Here is an 18,860-nt window from a genome sequence, read left to right as displayed (position 1 = left end):
TGCGGAACGAAGAACAGTAAGGATGCCGTTAAGAAAGCAAATGAGAAATATACGCATTAAGGTTTGCAATGCAAGAAATTGTTACCGGTTAACTGACACTTTTACACTTAGATAAAAGCCTTATGCGTCAACGAGTAATAATTGAGGTAGGTTACTTTCCGGAATCATTCCGTTAGCGTTATCAGCAACTCCGTGAAAAAGAACAGTTTCTGGATGCCCAACCGGCGGGAAGCACAGGAATGAATGGCCGTACCAGAACGGTTAGTGGCGTAGCAATAAACACAGCCGCCTTGGCTGACAAGCAACGTGCTGTTCGTAGAGCGCCGTAAAATGCGAAGTAAACGCCCCTCTATTATTCTTAGGCTGATACATTTCGGCGATAATAAATACAATAACCTTGCTAAATAATGAAAAATATAAAGACATTTCTGATGCTATCTTATTTTCCGGACAATTCTGCCTGCATGAAATTATTTTAATTTGGTTTAAAGTCTCGTAGAATACCTGATTCATACCTCTTAGACCAATAATAAGGATTTATTCATGAGCGATGCACTTATTGCGTTGAACAATATTCGTACGCTACGTGCTCAGGCGCGTGATATTGATATTGCCGTATTAGATGAAGTACTGGAAAAACTTTCCGTGGTAGTGGCAGAGCGCCGCGAAGAAGTCGCCGCAGAGAATGCCGCACAGCGCGAAAAAGAACAGAAACTGGCGCAGTATAAAGAGATGTTGCTAAAGGATGGCATCGATATTAATGACCTTGCGCAATTAACCCCGCAGGCAACGAAAGCGAAAGCTAAACGTGCGCCGCGTCCCGCGAAGTATAAATTTATCGACGAACAGGGTAAGGAAAAGCTGTGGACCGGCCAGGGCCGCACGCCATCGCCGATTAAAGCAGCCCTTGATGCGGGCGGTTCGCTGGATGATTTTCTAATCTGAATTAATTAGGTGGACGTCATTGTCCACCTATTGTTTCTCCGGAGCGGTGCGACTTTTTGCGCTCTTATAATAGAGCGCTGCTATTTAACACCCGCGCGATGAACATGGACCTATTTCAGAACGGCGCAAGCGTGCGCAATTCTCCGCCCCGCTTCACGCACCGTGTCAATATCGGTGGCAATCGACAAACGGAAATACGGTGATAAACCGTAAGCGCTGCCCGCTACGCCGGACACGCCGCTTTCCAGCAGATAATTCAGCACATCCTGCTCGCTCTCAATCTTCTGACCATCTGGACGTGTTTTGCCGAGCAAACCGGCGCAGCGACAGAAGATAAAGAACGCACCGTCCGGATTTAATACTTCAATCTCTGCCAGCGGTTTGAGTAACGCCATTATCGCATCACGACGATCCTGATAAGCTTCACGTTGCGGCGTAAGGAAATCCAGCCCGCCATTGAATGCCGCCGCCGCAGCGGCCTGGCTGATGGCGCTCGCGCCAGAACTGTTTTGCGACTGAACGACCACCATGGCATCAATCAACGCTTTAGGGCCCGCGCCGAAGCCAATGCGCCAGCCGGTCATGGCGTAGGTTTTGGACGCACCGCCTACCAGCAGAATGCGATCAACTAAATCGGGCGCCACGTGCATCAAACTAACATGTTCACGACCATCGAACAGAATATGCTCGTAAAGCTCATCCAGCATGATCAACACATCGGGATGATCGCGCAGTACCGTCGCCAACGCGGTCAATTCTTCGGCGCTGTAGGCCATGCCTGATGGATTGCCCGGATTGTTAAGTACCAGCCAGCGAGTTTTCGTCGTGATCGCCTGTGCCAGCTGCTGCGGCTGCAGTTTGTAATGCTGCTCGAGCGGGCAGGTTAAGAGAACCGCTTCGCCGCCGTTGAACCGCACGCTATCTGGAAAGGTCGGCCAATAGGGCACCGGCACAATCACCTCATCGCCTTCATTCAGCGTGGCGGCAAAAGCGTTGAAGATGATCTGCTTGGCGCCGTTGGCGATGCAAATCTGTCCCAGTTCATAATCGAGCCGATTTTCATTGTGTAATTTGGCCTGCACCGCCTTGCGCAGCGGTGCAGTGCCGTTGGTGGGCGTGTAGCGGGTTTCACCCGCTTCCATCGCCGCCACCGCCGCCTGACGAATGTGCGACGGCGTATCGAAATCGGGCTCACCGGTGGTGAGATCGAGAATATCCACGCCCTGCTCTTTCAGCTGGCGCGTCAGTTGCCGCGCCGCCGCATTAGCCGAGAGCGACACGGACTGCACACGCTTCGATAAGGTGACCATGTGTTGCTCCTGAAGGGTTAAACCGCCGGCAAACCGAGGTTTTCGCGCAGCGTGGCGAACGCGTAATCCTCGCGGAACAGACCGCGACGGCGCAGTTCCGGGATCACCAATTCGACGAACAGGTCGAGCTGCTCGGACATAATGGCCGGCATGATATTGAAGCCATCGGCACCGCCCTCTTTCAGCCACAACTCGAAATCATCGGCGATGTCTTCTGCGGTACCGACAATTACACGATGTCCGCGTGATCCTGCTGCCACCGCAGCCAGCTCGCGCAGGGTCAGATTTTCACGCTTCGCCATGTCCGTCATCAATTTGACGCGACTCTGATTACCTTCACCCAGCGGCACTTCCGGCACCGGACCATCCAGCGGGAACTGGCTGAGATCCATGCTGAAACGCAGCGACAGCTGACGCAGACCATTTTCGATATCCACCAGCGTATTGAGTTCTTTCCACAGCGCTTTAGCTTCTTCTCGCGTGCGGCCAACAATCGGCATGACACCCGGCATGATCACTACGTGGTCGGGATTACGACCGGCTGCAATCACCTGATCCTTCTGCGAGCGATAGAAGGTTTGTGCCTCTTCCAGACTGGCCGACGCGGTGAAGATCACTTCTGCCGTTTCAGCAGCCAGTTTCTGACCATCCGCAGACGAACCCGCTTCAATGATCACCGGACGACCTTGCGGTGAACGGGTGATATTCAGCGGGCCTTGCACCTGGAAATGTTCTCCCTGGTGATTAATCGGCTGAATTTTCTCATCTACAAAGTAGCTGCCCGTCTCCTTATTGGGCTGCACAGCACCCTCTTCCCAGCCGGCCCACAGTTTTTCCGCCACTTCAAGGAATTCACGTGCGCGCGCATAGCGCTCAGCATGGTTCGGCATATCGCTGCGGCTAAAGTTACGCGCCACATCGGTAGAGAACGAGGTGACCACGTTCCAGGCTGCGCGCCCGCGGCTGATATGGTCCAGCGAAGAGAAGCTGCGCGCCATGGTGAACGGATCGCTGAAGGTGGTGGACGCCGTTGCCGCCAGGCCAATGCGCTTGGTATTTACTGCCAGCGCCGAAAGCATGGTCAGCGGTTCCAGACGCGCCATGGTTGAAGGCAAACGATACATGCTGGTTGCCAGCGCATCGCCGACGAAGAACAGATCGAATTTACCGGCTTCGGCCTTTTTCGCGAGGGTGATGAGCCAGTCAATGTCGGTAGGATCGCCGAGCTTTTCCGTCAAACGCCAGCCGCTGACGTGTTGTCCGACCGGTTGAACAAAAAGACCTAAGCGGATGTGGCGTTGTTGTTGTGAAGTAGCCATGAATTTGTCCTGGTAAATAAAAGTGAGGCGTTTAAAAGGCGTTCTCGGTCGCCAGCAGCGCCTGCTCCAGCGCATCGGCAGTGATGCGGAACGGCAGGCGTTCGGCGCTGGCCGCCGGGAATTTGATCTGTTCAGCGATAGTGCGGATGATGGCCGCGCGATCGCCGGTTAATGGCGCAAGCGTTAAAGGCATATCGTATTGACGCAGCAGCGTCAGCAGTTCGCTGTCCGGCACCCCGTCATGCTCAATTAACGATTGCACCAGCAGGCTGAAGCCCACTTTCTCCCCGTGCAGCCACGCGTGTAGGTCCGGTTGATGGGTCAGGCGATTATGGATTGCGTGAGCGAATCCCGGCGTTGGCAACACGTCACGCACGCTGTTCGCCAGCCCCGCCAGAACAATATTGGCGTCGATGATTTGCACCAGCTCAGGCGTCACCTGCTGCTGCGCATTTGCTGCCACCGCTGCGGCACCCAGCTCACGGTAGCGATCCAGTGCGCGCCGCGCGGTCATCACTTTGAGATCCAGTGCCAGATCGTGGGGATTGTTACGCTGATAAGGGTAGAACTCGTAGTACTTCGCCAGCGCATCAACGATACCCGCTTTCAGATAACGCACATCGCTACGGGCAATCACTTCGCTATCCACCAGCACCAGATCCGGCATTTTACCCAGCGGCTGGCTGCGCACATGTCCGCCCTGCTCATTGTAAATAATCGCTACCGGCGACCACGCGGCGCAGGTGGCGGCCACGGTAGCGAAATTGATCAATTTTAGGTCGGGCAGTTGGCTACCAACGGCCTTGGCCGCATCCAGTACACGCCCGCCGCCGACTGCCAACAGCAGCTCAGCGCCCTGGCTTTCCACATTATGCTTCAGCGTTTCAATGGCGGCATCGGTGCATTCACCCGGCAGATACTCTATTTCCCAGCGAATACCTTCGGCTGCGAGACTTTGTGTTAATGCGGGATTGACCGCCTGCCAGGCGCGGGGAGAAGTAAAAATACGGATATGTGAGGCGTAAGGTTTTATAAATTCTCCGGTGCGCGCGCGCAAACCGGATTCATGTGCATAAGCACGCGGAGATTTGATTGCTAACACGGCTTCACCCTGATTAAGAATAAGGCTATAACGAATTAAAATTAAGATAATTCAGAGGGTTAATAAAGAATAGTTATAGCGCTATGTATTTTCTGCATACTACGGTAAATAACGATTTAAGCAATGCAAAACGGGCGATTTCATTTTCACAAATTCGCATTAGCTTAGTTAGTTTTCACATATAGCGCAGCTTGGCTTTGCTGGTAATCTGATCGCTTTCCATTGGTTTGCAAAATAGCCGCCTGTAAGGTCGCCATTTATGGCGACCCAATAAAAACGCGCATTCTTTGCTTTTCTCCGCCAGCTGGCGGTTTATCCGGGGATATCTATGTCACTTATATTTCGTCAGGTTAGAGAAGACGAGGTGGAAACTTATCAGGCCCTGATGCATGCCGCTTATGCGCCGACGCTGGCGCTGGGCATCAAGTTTGATGCCGCCACCGCCGATCGCGCTAAAACGCTGCGTCACCTGCAAAGCCACGGCGTTTATGCGCTGTATGCTGATGATGTCATGGTCTCGTCGGTCACCGTGCGCTATCCGTGGGGCCCGCTTCCCGGCCCGTTTGGCCTGCCGCACATTGGCTGGTTTGGCGCGCATCCCGATTATCCCGGCCTGCAATATGGGCGACAGGTACAAGATCGTCTCGAGCAAGAGATCCTGCGCGGCAAATTACGCGCCCCTGCCGTTTCGCTCGGCACCGCAACCAGCCATCCGTGGCTGATCGACATGTACCAAAAGCGCGGTTTTCAGCTGATGCACACCACCGATCTCGGCAAAGGTCACATTACTCAATATATGAAAAAAGTACTGGATGAAGCCGCCCATGATGCGTGGTTAACGCGTCTGGCCGCTCAACAAGGAATGAAACCATGAGCCAACAACTCGACACATTAGGCGAACAGCTGATCGCTTTCCGCCATGAACTGCACCGTTTTCCCGAACTTTCTAATGAAGAGTTTGAAACCACCGCACGCATTCGGCAGCAGCTGGAAAAGTACCGTATTCGCGTACTGGATCTGCCGCTCAAAACCGGCTTAGTGGCCGAAATTGGCCCCGAACAAGGCCCGCTGATGGTGTTACGTTCCGATATCGATGCGTTGCCGATTGAGGAGCAATCTGATGTGACATTTCGCTCTGAGCGTCCCGGCGTGATGCACGCCTGTGGCCACGATTTCCATAGCTCGGCGGCGCTTGGGGCGGCTATCTTACTGAAACAACAGGAAGATACCTTGCCGGGCCGCGTGCGCATTTTATTCCAGGCCGCCGAAGAAACCGGCCAGGGCGCGCCCGATGTGATTGCCACCGGTGCGCTGAACGACGCGGTGGCTATTTTCGGCATCCATAACGATCCTTCACTGCCACCGGGCGTGATCGGCAGTAAAGCCGGTCCGTTGACAGCAGCAGTCGACCGTTTTGATATCAGCATTACCGGCATCGGTAGCCACGCGGCTAAACCCCATCAAGGTAACGATCCGATTGTTATCGCAGCACAAATCGTTTCAGCGGCGCAAACGCTTATCAGCCGCAATGCGCCATCGGGTGATAACGCAGTGGTGTCGATAACGCAGATTCACAGCGGCAGCACCTGGAATGTTATTCCTGATAGCGCCTGGCTGGAAGGCACGGTGCGCTCCTTCTCACAGGAGACACGCGAACGGCTGGAGCAGCGCTTCCGGGAAATTGTGCTGGGTATCGGCGCGGCCTTTGCTGCTGATGTGACCTTCAACTGGCATGCGGGTCCGCCATCGGTGGTGAATGATGCACATTGGGCCGACTTCGCCCTGCAGCAGGCCAGCGCAAGCGGATTTGAGGCGCGCGTGGTGGAAGCCAGCCCGATCGGCGAAGACTTTGCTTTTTACCAGCAGCAGCTGCCCGGCGCCTTCATGATGATTGGCACCGGTGAGCCCTATGCCCTGCATCACCCGGCGTTTCGTATTAATGATGATGTGCTGCTGCCCACTGCACGCTATCTCGCTAACCTTGCCGTCGCGGCATTGCGTAGCCTGGAGCGTGCCAGCTGATGAATCTGACTGCCGCGCTGGCTGAGCGCATTGTTAACAGCCAACCGGATGACGCTGCACGCGATGCGGCGCGCAACGGCGTGCGTGATTTTCTCGCCGTCAGCTGGCCGGTATTGCAAGGTCAGGTACCTGATAGCGGTTTACCGGCGCTGCGCCGCGTTTACGGCGACGGCGGCACGCGCTCCCACGCGCTGCTACTCGGTTATGCCAGCCATGCGCTGGATTACGATGATTTCCATGCCGATTTTCGTGGGCATCCCAGCGTGGTAATTCTGCCCGCGCTCTTCGCCTGGCAACAGCAACAGCCTGCTGAACTGAACGATTTTCTTGATGCCTACGCGATAGGCGTGGAAGTTGCGGGTCGTCTAGGCGTTGCCGTAAGCCAACAGCATTATGCATTGGGCCATCACAACACTGCGACGCTGGGCACCCTTGCCGCCGCCGCCGCGCTCGCCCGGCTACTGCATTTGGATACGTCGACAACCGCAACGCTGCTTGGCATTGCGGCTACGCAGGCCAGCGGTTTACGTGCGCAGTTTGGATCGGCGGTAAAACCATTGCATGCAGGTTTCGCCGCAGAACGCGCAGTGACTGCCGCACAGCTGACGCTGGCTGGGTTTGATGGCAGACAAGGCGGCGTAATCGAAGCCTTTATTACCGCCACCAGCAATGGTCAGGCGCGGCCAGAAAAATTAATTGAAAACTGGGCGCAACCGTGGCGCATCGTGACGCCGGGGCTGGAGTTCAAGCCTTTTCCCACCTGCGCCGGTACGCACAGTGCCGCCGAAGCCACGCGCATCCTACGCCAGGCGTGGCTGGCAAGCGGAAAATCACTGGATTCACTGCTAGAAAATATCTGCGATATCAGCGTCGCTTTTCCGCCGGGTGGCGATATTGCCGCCTCGGTACGTGTGCCAACCAACGGCATTGAAGCACGGTTCAGCCTGGAATATGTGATTGCGGCGATGCTGATGTACAACGATTTGCGTTTGGAGGATTTCGCCGAAGGCGATCTGAATCACGCCGTGATGCCACTGGCGTCCAAAGTGCGGCGTACGCCGGATGAAAGCGCGCCGCCGGATGCGATTAATCCGGCGCTGCGTTTTCATGTGGTGACGTTGACGTTGCGCGATGGCACGCAGTTGCAGCATCGCCGCACACGCCAGCAATCGCTAGCTGATACGGTTGATGTCGCCGGGAAGCTGCGTGCGGCGCTGCTGAAGGAAACGCCGCAACGCCAGCAGCGGTTGTTTGAGAGCAGCAACTTGCGCAGCACGGCGGAACTAACCGCCTTAACACAGCTACTACTTTAGAGCGTTTCAACAGGCTCTAACGCATCCTGAATGGCATCAGCAAGATTAGCGATTTCGTTCGCTACGGCTTGCAAATCCCATGATGCCTTTGAACCACTGGCCGCAGTAGACGCGCTCACCGACTCTTTAGCCACGGCTAACGCTGCCGCAACTGCCACGGTGCGCTTATGCTGTTCTACCGTGACGCCTTGCGCTGGCTGTGTGAAATAGTCGTTGACCATAATACCTCTCCCTTACCTGTTAAAAATAAAATGAAATCCTGGAGAGGTATTATGAGGTAATTGCCGCAGAGTGCTATCGAAATAGTGAGCCGCCAGCGGCGGCTCACACTGTTTCAGATTTTAGGCTGCTGATCTTCGGGAAATTCTGTGTCGCGAGGTAAATCATCATCTTCATCGGGTAAGGGTTCATCATCACCGGGTAAAGGAATGACATCATCATCTGGACGCTCTGACATAAGTACCTCCATAAGCCCGAATTGGGTGAGTTAAGTGTAGTAATGCCGCCAAATAGGCCGAAGGCGTTCTCTTCAATATGTGAGCTAAGCGTAAGAAATATTTAAATAACACTATTCTTAATTTCGACTACCGCTTCACTTAAATAAATTTAATTAGCGCTGTGCTTATTTTATTTTTAGCTCAGTAATTTGCGTTAAGCTAAACCGTGGTTATAATTTAAAATAAGTTTCATAATTAAACCCCTAACGTTTCATTAATAAAAGAATGGTCCAAACAATTAGCGCACATTCGGTAGCGGCGCGATTCATCGTGCAATAAATTGCGCCGCTACCGAATGTATGTTCGTTCAAATCGGCATTTATATCTTACTGTTAAGCATTAATACTCATCACATTGTTAATAATTAACTCATTATTATTTATCTCTATTTCCTGAATATTATTCCGGGGGAACACCATGCCGCCATTTTCCAGCTTTTGGCAAGCCGGCTATGAGGGAGCAGATCATATCAATCCTTTCGGCGAAAAACTTTCCATGAATGCGATTAATGATCATTTATCTCAATACCATAATGATTATGCCGCTTTGCAGCAGTTCGGCATTACGTCGGTACGTGAAAGTATTGGCTGGCGGCTGGCCGAAACGGCGCCCGAAGCTACGCTGGCGAGCTTAAAAAAAAGAATGAATTCGGCGCGCTCTTTTGGCGTGCAAGTTAACTGGACGCTGTGCCATTACGGCTGGCCCGACGATCTCACCCTTTTTTCCCCCGAATTTGTGCCGCGCTTTGCCGCCTATTGTCAGCGCATGGCGGCCTGGCTGGCGGAGTATTACGACGACGCCCCTATTTACTCGCCGATGAATGAAATCTCATTTATGTCCTGGGGTATTTCCGTCGGGTTGTTTGGTCATGATACACAGGCCGATCCAGACGCGATTAAGCGGCAACTGATCCGCGCCACGCTGGCGGGCTGTGCCGCCATCCTTATTTCCGATCCTCGCGCCCGCTTTCTGCACTGCGATCCGGTGATTCACGTGGTGTCCGATGAGGAGAACGAAGCCTGTCATCGGCGAACAGCCGAGATTAATGCATCGCAGTATCAGGCGTGGGACATGATCGCCGGTCTGCGTGAACCGGAGTTGGGCGGCAAACCGCAATATCTCGATGTGGTAGGCGCTAACTATTACCACAGTAATCAGTGGCTCACCTATTCCGGCGGCCTGCTGGACTGGCATTTAGGTGACGCACGACGTATCCCGCTGCATCAGATTTTGCAGCAGCTTTCACAGCGCTATCAGCGTCCGATTTTGCTGGCAGAAACCAGCCATGTGGGTAGCGGACGTGCCGCATGGTTATCACAGGTTAGTGCCGACGTAGCTCAGGCACAGCTGGCGGGATGCGATATCCACGGCATCTGTCTCTATCCCATTATCGACCGTCCACTTTGGGAAGATCCCACACACTGGCCTCGCAGCGGGCTATGGGATGTCGATCCGCATCACCAGCGCGTTCTTAATTCGGTTTATGCCGCCTCACTACGGCAATCACAGCGTTTAGTCGCCCGCTTTCAGGGTTTCGTCACCGCGGCCAATCGGTCGGAGGAATGCTTTATGAAACAGTCGGTATTAGTGGTATTCAGTCATCTTCGCTGGGGCTTTGTGTTTCAGCGCCCCCAGCATTTGTTGTCACGTCTTGCTCAGTTTCACCGCATCGTATTTATTGAAGAGCCGATTTTCCACCCCGCTGAGGCGACGTTACGACAGTATCAACCGGCCCCGAATGTCACGGTCATTGAACCGCACACTAATGTCGCGGCGCCTGGCTTTCATGATAGCCAAATCGCCGTATTGCAGCCGCTGCTGGCCGATCTGCTCGATGAAGATGAAACACCACTGGTATGGTTTTACACCCCGATGGCGCTGCCGCTGTTGGCCTGCTTTAAACCCAGCGCCATAATTTACGACTGCATGGACGAACTTTCGGCTTTTAATCAGGCACCGCGTCAGTTACGACAGCGTGAATCTGCCCTGTTGAGCCGTGCCGATCTGGTGTTTACCGGCGGCACCAGCCTGTTCGAAGCGAAAAGAAATCGCCACGCGCACGTGTATTGCTGTCCTAGCAGCGTCGATGCGGCGCATTTCGAGCAGGCGCTGGACCGCAGTAACAGCCATCCATTACAGGATAATATGCCCAAGCCGCGTCTTGGCTATTATGGCGTGATTGATGAACGTCTGGATTTAGCGCTTATCGCCGCGTTAGCCGATGCGCATCGCGACTGGCAAATTGTGATGGTCGGCCCGGTCGTAAAAATTGACCCTGCTACGTTGCCGCAGCGTAATAATCTGCACTGGTTCGGTCAGCAGCCTTACGCGGCATTACCGCATTTCCTCGCCGGTTGGGATATCTGCCTGATGCCGTTCGCATTGAATCCCTCAACTCGCTTCATCAGTCCCACCAAAGTGCTGGAGTATATGGCGGCGCAGTTGCCCATCGTCAGCACCGCGATTGCCGATGTCGCGCGTCATTACGCTGATGTCGTGGCTATTGCCGATTCACATCAAACCTTCATTCAGGCTTGTGAAGTTGCGTTGACGTTGCCCGTTGAGACACGTTATCTGCTGGCGAAAAAAATGGCGGCGTTAGTGGCGGAAACCTCGTGGGACCGCACCGCCGAAGAGATGCAGGCGCATATTGCCGCGCTGCCCAAGCGAGAGATTACGCAGCCCGATGCCAACAGCGAACGTTCGCAACCGCTGGCGCCACATGCCATTGAATGCCTGATTCTCGGCGCTGGGCCAACTGGGCTGAGTGCCGGTTATCACTATGGCGCAGGTGCAGTAGTACTGGAGAAAAACGCCACGGTGGGCGGGTGGTGTCGCTCTATCGAAGATCAGGGTTTCACTTTCGATCATGCCGGGCACATCATGTTCTCCAACGATCCCTATGTGTTGCGTTTATACGACATTTTGCTCGGCGAGAATCAGCATTGGCAAACCCGCGAGGCCTGGGTTTACAGCCATGATGTTTATACCCGCTACCCGTTCCAGTCAGCATTACATGGTTTACCCGCCGACGTGATTAGCGAATGCGTGCTGGGTGCCATTGAGGCACGCTACGGTGCGCCGCCAGCCACACTGCAAGCGGTTACGACCGAGCCGCGGCGCGACTGTTGCGCGGATGGAGCCATCCCCGATGGGGAGAGCTTTGCGGCAAAAGAGGAGAGCGAAGATTTCGAAAGCTTTATCTTCCGTACCTGGGGCAAAGGGATCGCGCGTCATTTTGCCTTGCCCTATAACCAGAAGCTGTGGAAAACGCCGCTGGCCAATATGGAAACCTCCTGGCTCGGCGGACGCGTGCCGCTGCCCGATTTGCAGCAAATTATTACCGGTGCGCTGGCACCGCTAGAGAAACCCGTCGGCCCCAACGCACGTTTTGGCTATCCGCTGCGCGGTGGATTCCAGGCGTTGATGGAAGGTTTCGTGCCCCATCTGACCTGCACGCTGGAGCTGGGGGCGCAGGTTGCTGAAATTCAGCCACAGCTGAGACGCGTGCTATTGAGCGATGGCCGACAGTTCCATTACGATCAGATGGTCAGTACGTTGCCTCTGCCGGAGCTGGTACGATTAATGGGGAGTCTGGCACCAGAAGCGGTGCAGAAAGCCGCCAGGCAGCTGCGTCATATTTCCGTGCGCTGCGTCAATCTCGGTATTGGCCGCAGCGCGCTAAGTGATAAACACTGGATTTATTATCCCGGCGATACCCTATTCCATCGCATCTTTTTACAGGGTAACGCCAGCCCGCACTGTAATCCGCCGGGCGGTTTTGGTCTGACCTGCGAAATGACCTATCGTGACGACCAGCCATTACCTTACGCAGGCGACGCACTGATAGAACGCTGCATTGCGGATTGTATTCGTGTCGGCATTATTAACGCCGATGATGAGATTCTCACCGCTAGCGTTGTGGATATGCCCTATGCCTATGTAGTGTACGACCATCAGCGCACGGCAAACGTTATGCTGATTCGTAGCTGGCTAGCAACGCAGGGAATACAGCTCTCAGGGCGGTACAGCGAATGGGAATATTATAATTCCGATCACGCCTTTCTTGCGGGAAAACGCGCAGCGGAAACAGTGAAAGATATTACGCACAACCGTAAAACCACGGCTTAATTAAAAAATGGAATAATGCTGATAAGCGCGCCGCAAAGGCGCGTTTATATTTCATCGCGGATCAATCAAGTCCACCACCATTGACAAGATTTCATCCATGATGTGCGGTTCAACATTAGCGGCAAAACTCGCTTTACGCGCCATGAGATCCAGAGAGCGAAGCTGGTAGCACAATGCAACACCGGTAATATTACCGCTGTCCGTGCTATTGCCATCCAGATAGACCGTAACTGCCTGTGAGCGTGAGGCGGCTCCGCCACTGGTTACCGGAACGCAAACGGCTGTCCCTAGCGCGGCGACGAGTTCCCGCCGGGAAATCACCAGATAATAATGCGGCCCTTTAAACTCCCTGCCTTCAACGGGATCGCCGTTGACGTGCCAGATTTCACCCAACTGCGGAACTCTACGCGATATCATCAAATAGCCTCCTTGCCTTGTGGTTTATCCTGCAAATCATCACTTACTGCTTCGTTAAACTGGCGAATCTCATCCTGATCAATACCAGCTAACAGTTGATCCAAGGTTTTTCTGCCGCGCGCGACTCGGTTTACAGGCTTAATATTGATCGACTCATCCGTTGCAGTGACATCCAGCTCCATTCCCACATGCCATCCTGCTCTAGCCGCAATATCACTGGGAATTGTCAGCACGACGGCTCCGCCTTGCTGACGCAATTTGGTTAACGCCATATATCCTCCAAAGTGTAACTTTGTCACACAGAGTTTATCACTGAGTGAGATAAAGTCACACTTTGTTTTTTGAGATTAGTTTCCTTTTTACCGCGGCGGAATAAACGCCTGCACCGGCGTCAATTCGCCACGGTATTTCCGCACCTGCACCACGGTGATTTGTCCGCTGCAGCCTTGTGTCAGAGACGAAGTGCCGATATCCAGCGTGAGCACATTGGGATTACCATGGCGGCACAGCGGACGCAGCGCGGTGGGATCAACCGGATCGTACCAGGCGCCGGTAGGCAATTGTACTACGCCGCGCAGGATGGTTTCGGTCAGGCGCGCGCTCGCCAGCACGTGACCTCGCTCGTTGTAGAGCTCAATAATCTCGCCATCGCGAATACCTAATGACGCCGCATCCGCCGGATGCAAGCTGCACACCTCACGTCCATCGCGCTTACTACTCAAGCTGTAATCCCCAAAATCCAACTGGCTGTGCAAACGCGTCGCCGGCTGATTGGCGATAAGCCAGAACGGATGATCGGGATTCGGTTGTTGCTGCGGTTCGCGCCACACCGGATGACCAGGGCAGTTTTCATAGTTAAAGCTGGCGATAGTGGCTGAGAAGATCTCAATTTTACCGCTCGGGGTGGGCAGCGGCGCGGCATCAGGATCGGCGCGGAACGCATTGATCATGCGGCCACCGTCTTTCAGCTGCGGTAATTCCAGCACGCCTTGCTGCCAGAACTGATCAAAGCCAGGAATCTCGACCTGATGCGCCGCCAGTTTTTGCTGCAGCTGGGCATAATGATGCTTAAGCCAGCCGCGCGTATCACGTCCTTCGGTAAAGTCGTCTTCACGGCCTAAACGGCGTGCCAGTTCGGTGAAAATCGCATAATCGTCTTTCGCTTCGCCAAAGGGTTCTGCCACCGGCTGCATCGCAAACAGATGACGATCGGTAGGCGCGCCGCCAATATCTTCGCGCTCAAGCGTCATGGTGGCCGGCAGCACGATGTCTGCATGACGTGCGCTAGCAGTCCAGGCAATTTCATGCACGATTAGCGTATCCAGCTGGCAAAAGGCCTGACGCAGCCGTGCCAAATCCTGATGATGATGGAACGGATTGCCGCCCGCCCAATACGCCAGACGAATATGCGGATAGGTTAAGCGACGGCCGTTGTAATCAAACTTTTTGCCGGGATTGAGCAGCATATCAGCGATACGCGCCACCGGAATCAGGCGATCGATGCCATTTTTACCCTGCGGCAGCGCGGGAAAACTCACCAGATTATGATGCTTACCATAATGTCCTAGCGCGCCAAGCGCATAGGTATAACCGCCGCCTGGCAGGCCCGGCTGACCGAGTGCTGCCGCTAATACTAATCCCAGCCACACCGGCTGTTCGCCATGTTCGGCGCGCTGTAACGCGTGCGCCACCGTCACCAACACGCGTTTGCCGTAAAGCTGGCGCGCAAAATCACCTATGAATGCGGCGCTGACACCGCAAATCTCTGCTGCCCATGCGGCGTCACGCGGCGTGCCATCTTCTTCACCGCGAATATAGGCCGCCATTTCTGGCCAACCCACGGTATAACGAGCGAGGAAAGCTTCATCCGTCAGCTGTTCGGCGATCAATACCGATAACACGCCGAGGATAAAGGCGGCGTCGGTGCCCGGTCGCAGCGCCAGCCATTCGCCCTTCGCCTCATCCGGTAGATCGCTTTTAAGCGGGCTTATCGAAATGAAACGCGTGCCGCGCCGCGCCGCCTGTTGCATAAAACCACGTTCGGTATGTTCGCTTAAGCCGCCGCTGGCAACCTGCGAGTTCTTCAGCGCCAGGCCGCCAAACGCCAGCACGATTTCGCTATGCTGAGCAATCTCTTCCCAACTGACGCCGCGACGCGCAATTTCATTCATGTCGCCGACGATATGCGGCAACAATACTGACGCGGAACCGGAGCTGTAGCTGTTCACCGAACGCACGTAACCGCCAAGCGTGGTGTTCAGGAAGCGGTGCACCTGGCTTTGCGCATGGTGAAAACGCCCGGCGCTCGACCAGCCGTACGAGCCGCCGAAGATGCCTTCAGGACCGTAATTGTCGCCGACGCGTTGCAGTTCACGCGCCACTAATGCATAAGCTTCGTCCCAGCTCACCGCCACATAGTCGTCGTTACCGCGCCGATCGTCCGGGCCCGGGCCGTTCTCCAGCCAGCCGCGCCGTATCATTGGCCGGGAAACGCGCGCCGGGTGGTTTAAGGCCGTACGGAAATTTTGCAGTAGCGGGCTGGGATCGGGATCGTCCTTGAAAGGTTCAATTGTGAGCTGGTCGCCCTGCTGCTGGGCATGAAAAGCGCCCCAGTGGGCGCTGTGCATTACCGGTTTTTGCGTCATTTTTTTTCCTTAATGCTCTTCAGCTCAACGCATACTGGTCGCCATAAATGGCGCCCCTACCACAAACCGGTGCGGATGTTGTAGGGTGCGCATTAATGCGCACCTGGGCGTGGCTGAGCGGCATTAAATCTCGTCCTGGCATTAAAAAAGAAAAACGGTGCCTAAAGCACCGTTGCAATAAAGTTTCTTACGCGCCCGTTTTCCGGGTCATCGAGCACTTGCTGGGTTGGGCCCGCCGCCACAATGTTGCCGCTTTCCATAAAGACAATGTTGTCGGCGACCTCGCGGGCAAAGCCTATTTCATGCGTGACGACCACCATGGTGATGCCCGAGTGTGCCAGCTGTTTAATCACCTGCAAGACTTCGCCAACCAGTTCCGGATCGAGTGCCGAAGTGGGCTCATCAAACAGCATAACGCCAGGATCCATCGCCAGTGCACGCGCAATCGCTACGCGTTGCTGCTGCCCACCAGAAAGATTCTGCGGCCACTCATCTTCGCGTCCAGACAGCCCCACCTGCTTCAACAGCGCCAGCGCTTTGTTGGTTGCCTTCTGACGGCTCTGCTTTTTCACTCGCATCGGCGCATCAATGATGTTTTGCAACACGGTGCGGTGCGGAAACAGGTTGAACTGCTGGAACACCATGCCGATTTCGGCACGCTGACGCGCGACCTCACCGCTACTTAACTCGTGCAGCGCCTGGCCTTTCTGCTTATAGCCAATGATCTCGCCACCAATGCGAATGGTGCCACCATCGAGTTTTTCCAGATGGTTGATGCAGCGCAATAGCGTAGATTTCCCCGACCCGGAAGGCCCGAGGATCACCGTTACCGAACCGGCAGGAATATCCAGGTTCACGGCATCAAGAATGGTGACGCCAGAGAAGCGCTTAGTGACTTTCCGTAAGGCGATCGCTTCACCCATTGCTGACGCTCCTTTCTGCTTTCGCCGCCGAGAAACCCGGCAGCGATTTCAACAGACTGCGTTTTTCCCGACGCGTGACGCCACGTCCAAAATAGCGCTCTACATAGAACTGCCCCACTGACAACACCGAGGTCATCAGCAAATACCACAGCGTTGCCACCAGCAGTAGCGGGATCACTTCATACGTACGCTGATAGATGATCTGCGCCGAAAATAGCACGTCCTGCAGTGAGATCACCGAGACCACCGCGGTGGTTTTCAGCTGGCCAATAATTTCGTTACCGGCAGGCGGCATGATGGCGCGCATCGCCTGCGGCAGAATCGTGTGACGGAAAATTTGCGACGGGCGATAACCCAGCGCACGCGCGGCTTCCAGCTGGCCGTTGCCGACACTCTGAATACCAGCACGAACAATCTCTGCGGCATAAGCGGATTGGTGCATCACCAGCGCGATCACCGCAGCGCTAAACGGACTTACCAGCGCGTTCGATTGGGTACTCCAGATTTCACCAAGGCCGGGAATGGATAGTGCGATGGTGGGATAGAGCGCGGCGATGTTGTACCACAGGAACAGCTGCACCAGCATCGGCACGCCGCGGAAGAACCAGGTATAAAACCAGCTCACGCCCACCAGCACCGGATTAGAGGAGAGGCGCATCAGCGCCAGCACCGTACCAAAGGCAAAACCCAGCACCACGGAAATCGCGGTGAGCTGCAGCGTCATCAGGACGCCTTGCAGGATCGATTCGCCGGTAAAGTTCTCCGCAATCACGCTCCACTCGAAGCGTGGATTGTTGATCATCGAGTGCGCCATCGCCACCACGCACAACAGCACCACCAGCGCACTCAGCCAGCGTCCGTAGTAACGTTTGCCGACGATTTTCAGATCGTCGGTGTGGTGGTGAATATCACTCATTGAAAGATTTCCTGATTACGTTTGGCTTGTTTAACCGCACCAAATCCAATGCCCCAGGTATCGAGGATCTTGTTGTAGCTGCCATCTTTGATCAGCGAGTTCAGTGCCGCCTGTATGGCAGGCTCCAGCGGAGAATCTTTCTGGAAGGCGACAGAAACTGGCGCATCGTGGACGGTGATTTCACCGCTCATGGTCAAGGGTTTAATGACTTTAACCTGCCACAGCAGACCTTCGTACGGACCGAGGAACATCGGTACACGACCACTCACCACCGCTTGTACGCCCGCAGGACGATCCGGGAACACCGAAACTTTAATGGGTTTTTTACCCGCGGCTTCGCAGGCTTTGCTGGCGTCTTCAAGGCGCGTGACCTGGGTGGTGCCGGAACCCGCACCGACTTCTTTACCGCAAACATCGGAAAGGTCTTTGAACGGCGCAACGTTGGCATCTTTACGCGAGATAATGCCCAGGCGGCTGGCATCGTAATAACCGACAAAGTCGATAATTTTGGCGCGCGCCGGCGTGGCGTTGATGTTGGAAAGAGCCACATCATAACGACCGGTTTTCAAACCTGGGATAATGTTGTCGAAACCGCCGGTGTCGCGCCACTGAACCTGGATTCCCAGACGCTCGCCCACGGCATTCATGATATCAATTTCACGCCCGGCCAGCGTTTTGTTGTCTTCTTTATAGAAGGTGGTTGGCGGGGTATTGGGGTTGGTTCCTGCCACAATATAGCCGCGCTTAACCACATCCGCCGGTAGCAGGCTTTTCAGCGCAGGATCGGCCTGCACATGGATTGAGCTATCGGTTGGGACGGATTGATCGGCGGCGAACGCGGTATGTGCACTCAGAGCGAGCGCAAAAAGAGTCATGCCTTTTGCGAGTTTCACTGGAACCTTTCTCCTGATTTATAAAATGTTTCCCCACAGGGAAAAGGCGTTGAGGTAGCGATGGTTTTTTCTTCTGATTCACCTTGCGTCAAGGCGCACAGTGGTTCGAATTTTCATCCTCATTACGTCCCAAGGACATTCTCATTGAAGATATGCAACGATCACAAATGCGAAAAAAACATATCTATTGCCGAATTGTGGCAATAGCAGGGTGCGCGTTTTTACAAGACTATTTCCGTGCCCTTAACGACGCGGCTTAACATGCGAAATTCAGATTCTGCCACCGAATCAAAGGCCTGCTAATGCCGCATCGTTTGACCATTTTCGTCTTAGACATAACGGATTTATCTAACGGATAGCTCGCCTGCCCGCCACTCACCGCGTTGTCAGTCTTATGTAAATGTTTGTCATGCTGGATTACAATGCG

16 protein-coding genes are annotated in these 18,860 nt (G+C 54.5%); 5 read left to right on the top strand and 11 right to left on the bottom strand.

From position 1 onward, the window contains the following. Positions 1-543 precede the first annotated feature (543 nt). On the top strand, positions 544-945 hold the full coding sequence (locus CRO19_RS20855) for an H-NS family histone-like protein (RefSeq protein WP_097097753.1): 402 nt from the start codon (positions 544-546) through the stop codon (positions 943-945). Between the two features lie 110 nt (positions 946-1,055). On the opposite strand, the gene CRO19_RS20850 is transcribed toward CRO19_RS20855, so the two are convergent. Genes CRO19_RS20850 through CRO19_RS20840 form a run of 3 tightly spaced genes read right to left on the bottom strand, consistent with a single transcriptional unit; the run spans position 1,056 to position 4,676 of the window. Then, positions 1,056-2,255: an aminotransferase class I/II-fold pyridoxal phosphate-dependent enzyme gene (locus CRO19_RS20850; protein WP_097097752.1), complete on the bottom strand. Its 1,200-nt coding sequence runs from the start codon at positions 2,253-2,255 to the stop codon at positions 1,056-1,058. Positions 2,256-2,272: 17 nt separating this feature from the next. Beyond that, on the bottom strand, positions 2,273-3,574 hold the full coding sequence (locus tag CRO19_RS20845; protein WP_097097751.1) for an LLM class flavin-dependent oxidoreductase: 1,302 nt from the start codon (positions 3,572-3,574) through the stop codon (positions 2,273-2,275). Positions 3,575-3,605: 31 nt separating this feature from the next. Further along, positions 3,606-4,676, bottom strand: coding sequence for an iron-containing alcohol dehydrogenase family protein (locus CRO19_RS20840; RefSeq protein ID WP_097097750.1), 1,071 nt, complete (start codon positions 4,674-4,676; stop codon positions 3,606-3,608). Positions 4,677-5,004: 328 nt separating this feature from the next. On the opposite strand from CRO19_RS20840, the gene CRO19_RS20835 reads away from it, so the two are divergent. Genes CRO19_RS20835 through CRO19_RS20825 form a run of 3 tightly spaced genes read left to right on the top strand, consistent with a single transcriptional unit; the run spans position 5,005 to position 8,011 of the window. Next, positions 5,005-5,550, top strand: coding sequence for a GNAT family N-acetyltransferase (locus CRO19_RS20835; RefSeq protein WP_097097749.1), 546 nt, complete (start codon positions 5,005-5,007; stop codon positions 5,548-5,550). After that, complete coding sequence (locus CRO19_RS20830; RefSeq protein ID WP_097097748.1) at positions 5,547-6,698, top strand: amidohydrolase; 1,152 nt, start codon at positions 5,547-5,549, stop codon at positions 6,696-6,698. The genes CRO19_RS20835 and CRO19_RS20830 overlap by 4 nt, the downstream gene beginning before the upstream one ends. Then, positions 6,698-8,011 (top strand): MmgE/PrpD family protein, encoded by a 1,314-nt coding sequence (locus tag CRO19_RS20825; RefSeq protein ID WP_097097747.1) that lies wholly within the window; start codon positions 6,698-6,700, stop codon positions 8,009-8,011. The genes CRO19_RS20830 and CRO19_RS20825 overlap by 1 nt, the downstream gene beginning before the upstream one ends. On the opposite strand, the gene CRO19_RS20820 is transcribed toward CRO19_RS20825, so the two are convergent. Continuing rightward, positions 8,008-8,232: a hypothetical protein gene (locus tag CRO19_RS20820; RefSeq protein WP_097097746.1), complete on the bottom strand. Its 225-nt coding sequence runs from the start codon at positions 8,230-8,232 to the stop codon at positions 8,008-8,010. The genes CRO19_RS20825 and CRO19_RS20820 overlap by 4 nt on opposite strands. A gap of 113 nt (positions 8,233-8,345) precedes the next feature. Then, positions 8,346-8,468, bottom strand: a complete 123-nt coding sequence (locus CRO19_RS26290; RefSeq protein WP_255438391.1) for a hypothetical protein — start codon at positions 8,466-8,468, stop codon at positions 8,346-8,348. Positions 8,469-8,925: 457 nt separating this feature from the next. Here CRO19_RS26290 and CRO19_RS20815 point away from each other — a divergent pair, with 457 nt between their 5' ends. Then, a complete protein-coding gene (locus CRO19_RS20815) occupies positions 8,926-12,639 on the top strand; it encodes an FAD-dependent oxidoreductase (RefSeq protein WP_097097745.1) in 3,714 nt (1,237 codons plus the stop codon). 51 nt (positions 12,640-12,690) lie between these two features. Here CRO19_RS20815 and CRO19_RS20810 read toward each other — a convergent pair whose 3' ends face one another. The 6 genes from CRO19_RS20810 to CRO19_RS20785 all read right to left on the bottom strand — a co-directional run bounded on the left by CRO19_RS20810 (position 12,691) and on the right by CRO19_RS20785 (position 18,433). Then, positions 12,691-13,056, bottom strand: coding sequence for a type II toxin-antitoxin system PemK/MazF family toxin (locus CRO19_RS20810; protein WP_097097744.1), 366 nt, complete (start codon positions 13,054-13,056; stop codon positions 12,691-12,693). Beyond that, the gene (locus tag CRO19_RS20805) at positions 13,056-13,328 is read right to left on the bottom strand and encodes an AbrB/MazE/SpoVT family DNA-binding domain-containing protein (protein WP_097097743.1); all 273 of its coding nucleotides are present in this window, start codon (positions 13,326-13,328) and stop codon (positions 13,056-13,058) included. Before CRO19_RS20805 ends, CRO19_RS20810 begins: the two co-directional genes overlap by 1 nt. A gap of 87 nt (positions 13,329-13,415) precedes the next feature. After that, positions 13,416-15,701 (bottom strand): molybdopterin-dependent oxidoreductase, encoded by a 2,286-nt coding sequence (locus CRO19_RS20800; RefSeq protein WP_097097742.1) that lies wholly within the window; start codon positions 15,699-15,701, stop codon positions 13,416-13,418. Between the two features lie 161 nt (positions 15,702-15,862). Then, complete coding sequence (locus CRO19_RS20795) at positions 15,863-16,624, bottom strand: amino acid ABC transporter ATP-binding protein (RefSeq protein ID WP_097097741.1); 762 nt, start codon at positions 16,622-16,624, stop codon at positions 15,863-15,865. Then, positions 16,617-17,540, bottom strand: coding sequence for an amino acid ABC transporter permease (locus tag CRO19_RS20790; RefSeq protein WP_097097740.1), 924 nt, complete (start codon positions 17,538-17,540; stop codon positions 16,617-16,619). The genes CRO19_RS20795 and CRO19_RS20790 overlap by 8 nt, the downstream gene beginning before the upstream one ends. Continuing rightward, positions 17,537-18,433 (bottom strand): ABC transporter substrate-binding protein, encoded by an 897-nt coding sequence (locus tag CRO19_RS20785; RefSeq protein ID WP_097097739.1) that lies wholly within the window; start codon positions 18,431-18,433, stop codon positions 17,537-17,539. Before CRO19_RS20785 ends, CRO19_RS20790 begins: the two co-directional genes overlap by 4 nt. Between the last annotated feature and the right edge of the window lie 427 nt (positions 18,434-18,860).

The organism is Candidatus Pantoea floridensis (assembly GCF_900215435.1).
Taxonomy (GTDB): domain Bacteria; phylum Pseudomonadota; class Gammaproteobacteria; order Enterobacterales; family Enterobacteriaceae; genus Pantoea; species Pantoea floridensis.
Note: the sequence above shows the minus strand (reverse complement) of the source record. Positions and strands in the feature narration are given on the sequence as shown.

What these genes read in the sequence shown, in the direction of transcription:
- CRO19_RS20845 (WP_097097751.1), bottom strand. Translation starts at nt 3,574, where the DNA reads ATGGCTACTTCACAACAACAACGCCACATCCGCTTAGGTCTTTTTGTT.
- CRO19_RS20820 (WP_097097746.1), bottom strand. Translation starts at nt 8,232, where the DNA reads ATGGTCAACGACTATTTCACACAGCCAGCGCAAGGCGTCACGGTAGAA.
- CRO19_RS20800 (WP_097097742.1), bottom strand. Translation starts at nt 15,701, where the DNA reads ATGACGCAAAAACCGGTAATGCACAGCGCCCACTGGGGCGCTTTTCAT.
- CRO19_RS20825 (WP_097097747.1), top strand. Translation starts at nt 6,698, where the DNA reads ATGAATCTGACTGCCGCGCTGGCTGAGCGCATTGTTAACAGCCAACCG.
- CRO19_RS20835 (WP_097097749.1), top strand. Translation starts at nt 5,005, where the DNA reads ATGTCACTTATATTTCGTCAGGTTAGAGAAGACGAGGTGGAAACTTAT.
- CRO19_RS20815 (WP_097097745.1), top strand. Translation starts at nt 8,926, where the DNA reads ATGCCGCCATTTTCCAGCTTTTGGCAAGCCGGCTATGAGGGAGCAGAT.
- CRO19_RS20830 (WP_097097748.1), top strand. Translation starts at nt 5,547, where the DNA reads ATGAGCCAACAACTCGACACATTAGGCGAACAGCTGATCGCTTTCCGC.
- CRO19_RS20790 (WP_097097740.1), bottom strand. Translation starts at nt 17,540, where the DNA reads ATGAGTGATATTCACCACCACACCGACGATCTGAAAATCGTCGGCAAA.
- CRO19_RS26290 (WP_255438391.1), bottom strand. Translation starts at nt 8,468, where the DNA reads ATGTCAGAGCGTCCAGATGATGATGTCATTCCTTTACCCGGTGATGAT.
- CRO19_RS20795 (WP_097097741.1), bottom strand. Translation starts at nt 16,624, where the DNA reads ATGGGTGAAGCGATCGCCTTACGGAAAGTCACTAAGCGCTTCTCTGGC.
- CRO19_RS20810 (WP_097097744.1), bottom strand. Translation starts at nt 13,056, where the DNA reads ATGATATCGCGTAGAGTTCCGCAGTTGGGTGAAATCTGGCACGTCAAC.
- CRO19_RS20805 (WP_097097743.1), bottom strand. Translation starts at nt 13,328, where the DNA reads ATGGCGTTAACCAAATTGCGTCAGCAAGGCGGAGCCGTCGTGCTGACA.
- CRO19_RS20855 (WP_097097753.1), top strand. Translation starts at nt 544, where the DNA reads ATGAGCGATGCACTTATTGCGTTGAACAATATTCGTACGCTACGTGCT.
- CRO19_RS20850 (WP_097097752.1), bottom strand. Translation starts at nt 2,255, where the DNA reads ATGGTCACCTTATCGAAGCGTGTGCAGTCCGTGTCGCTCTCGGCTAAT.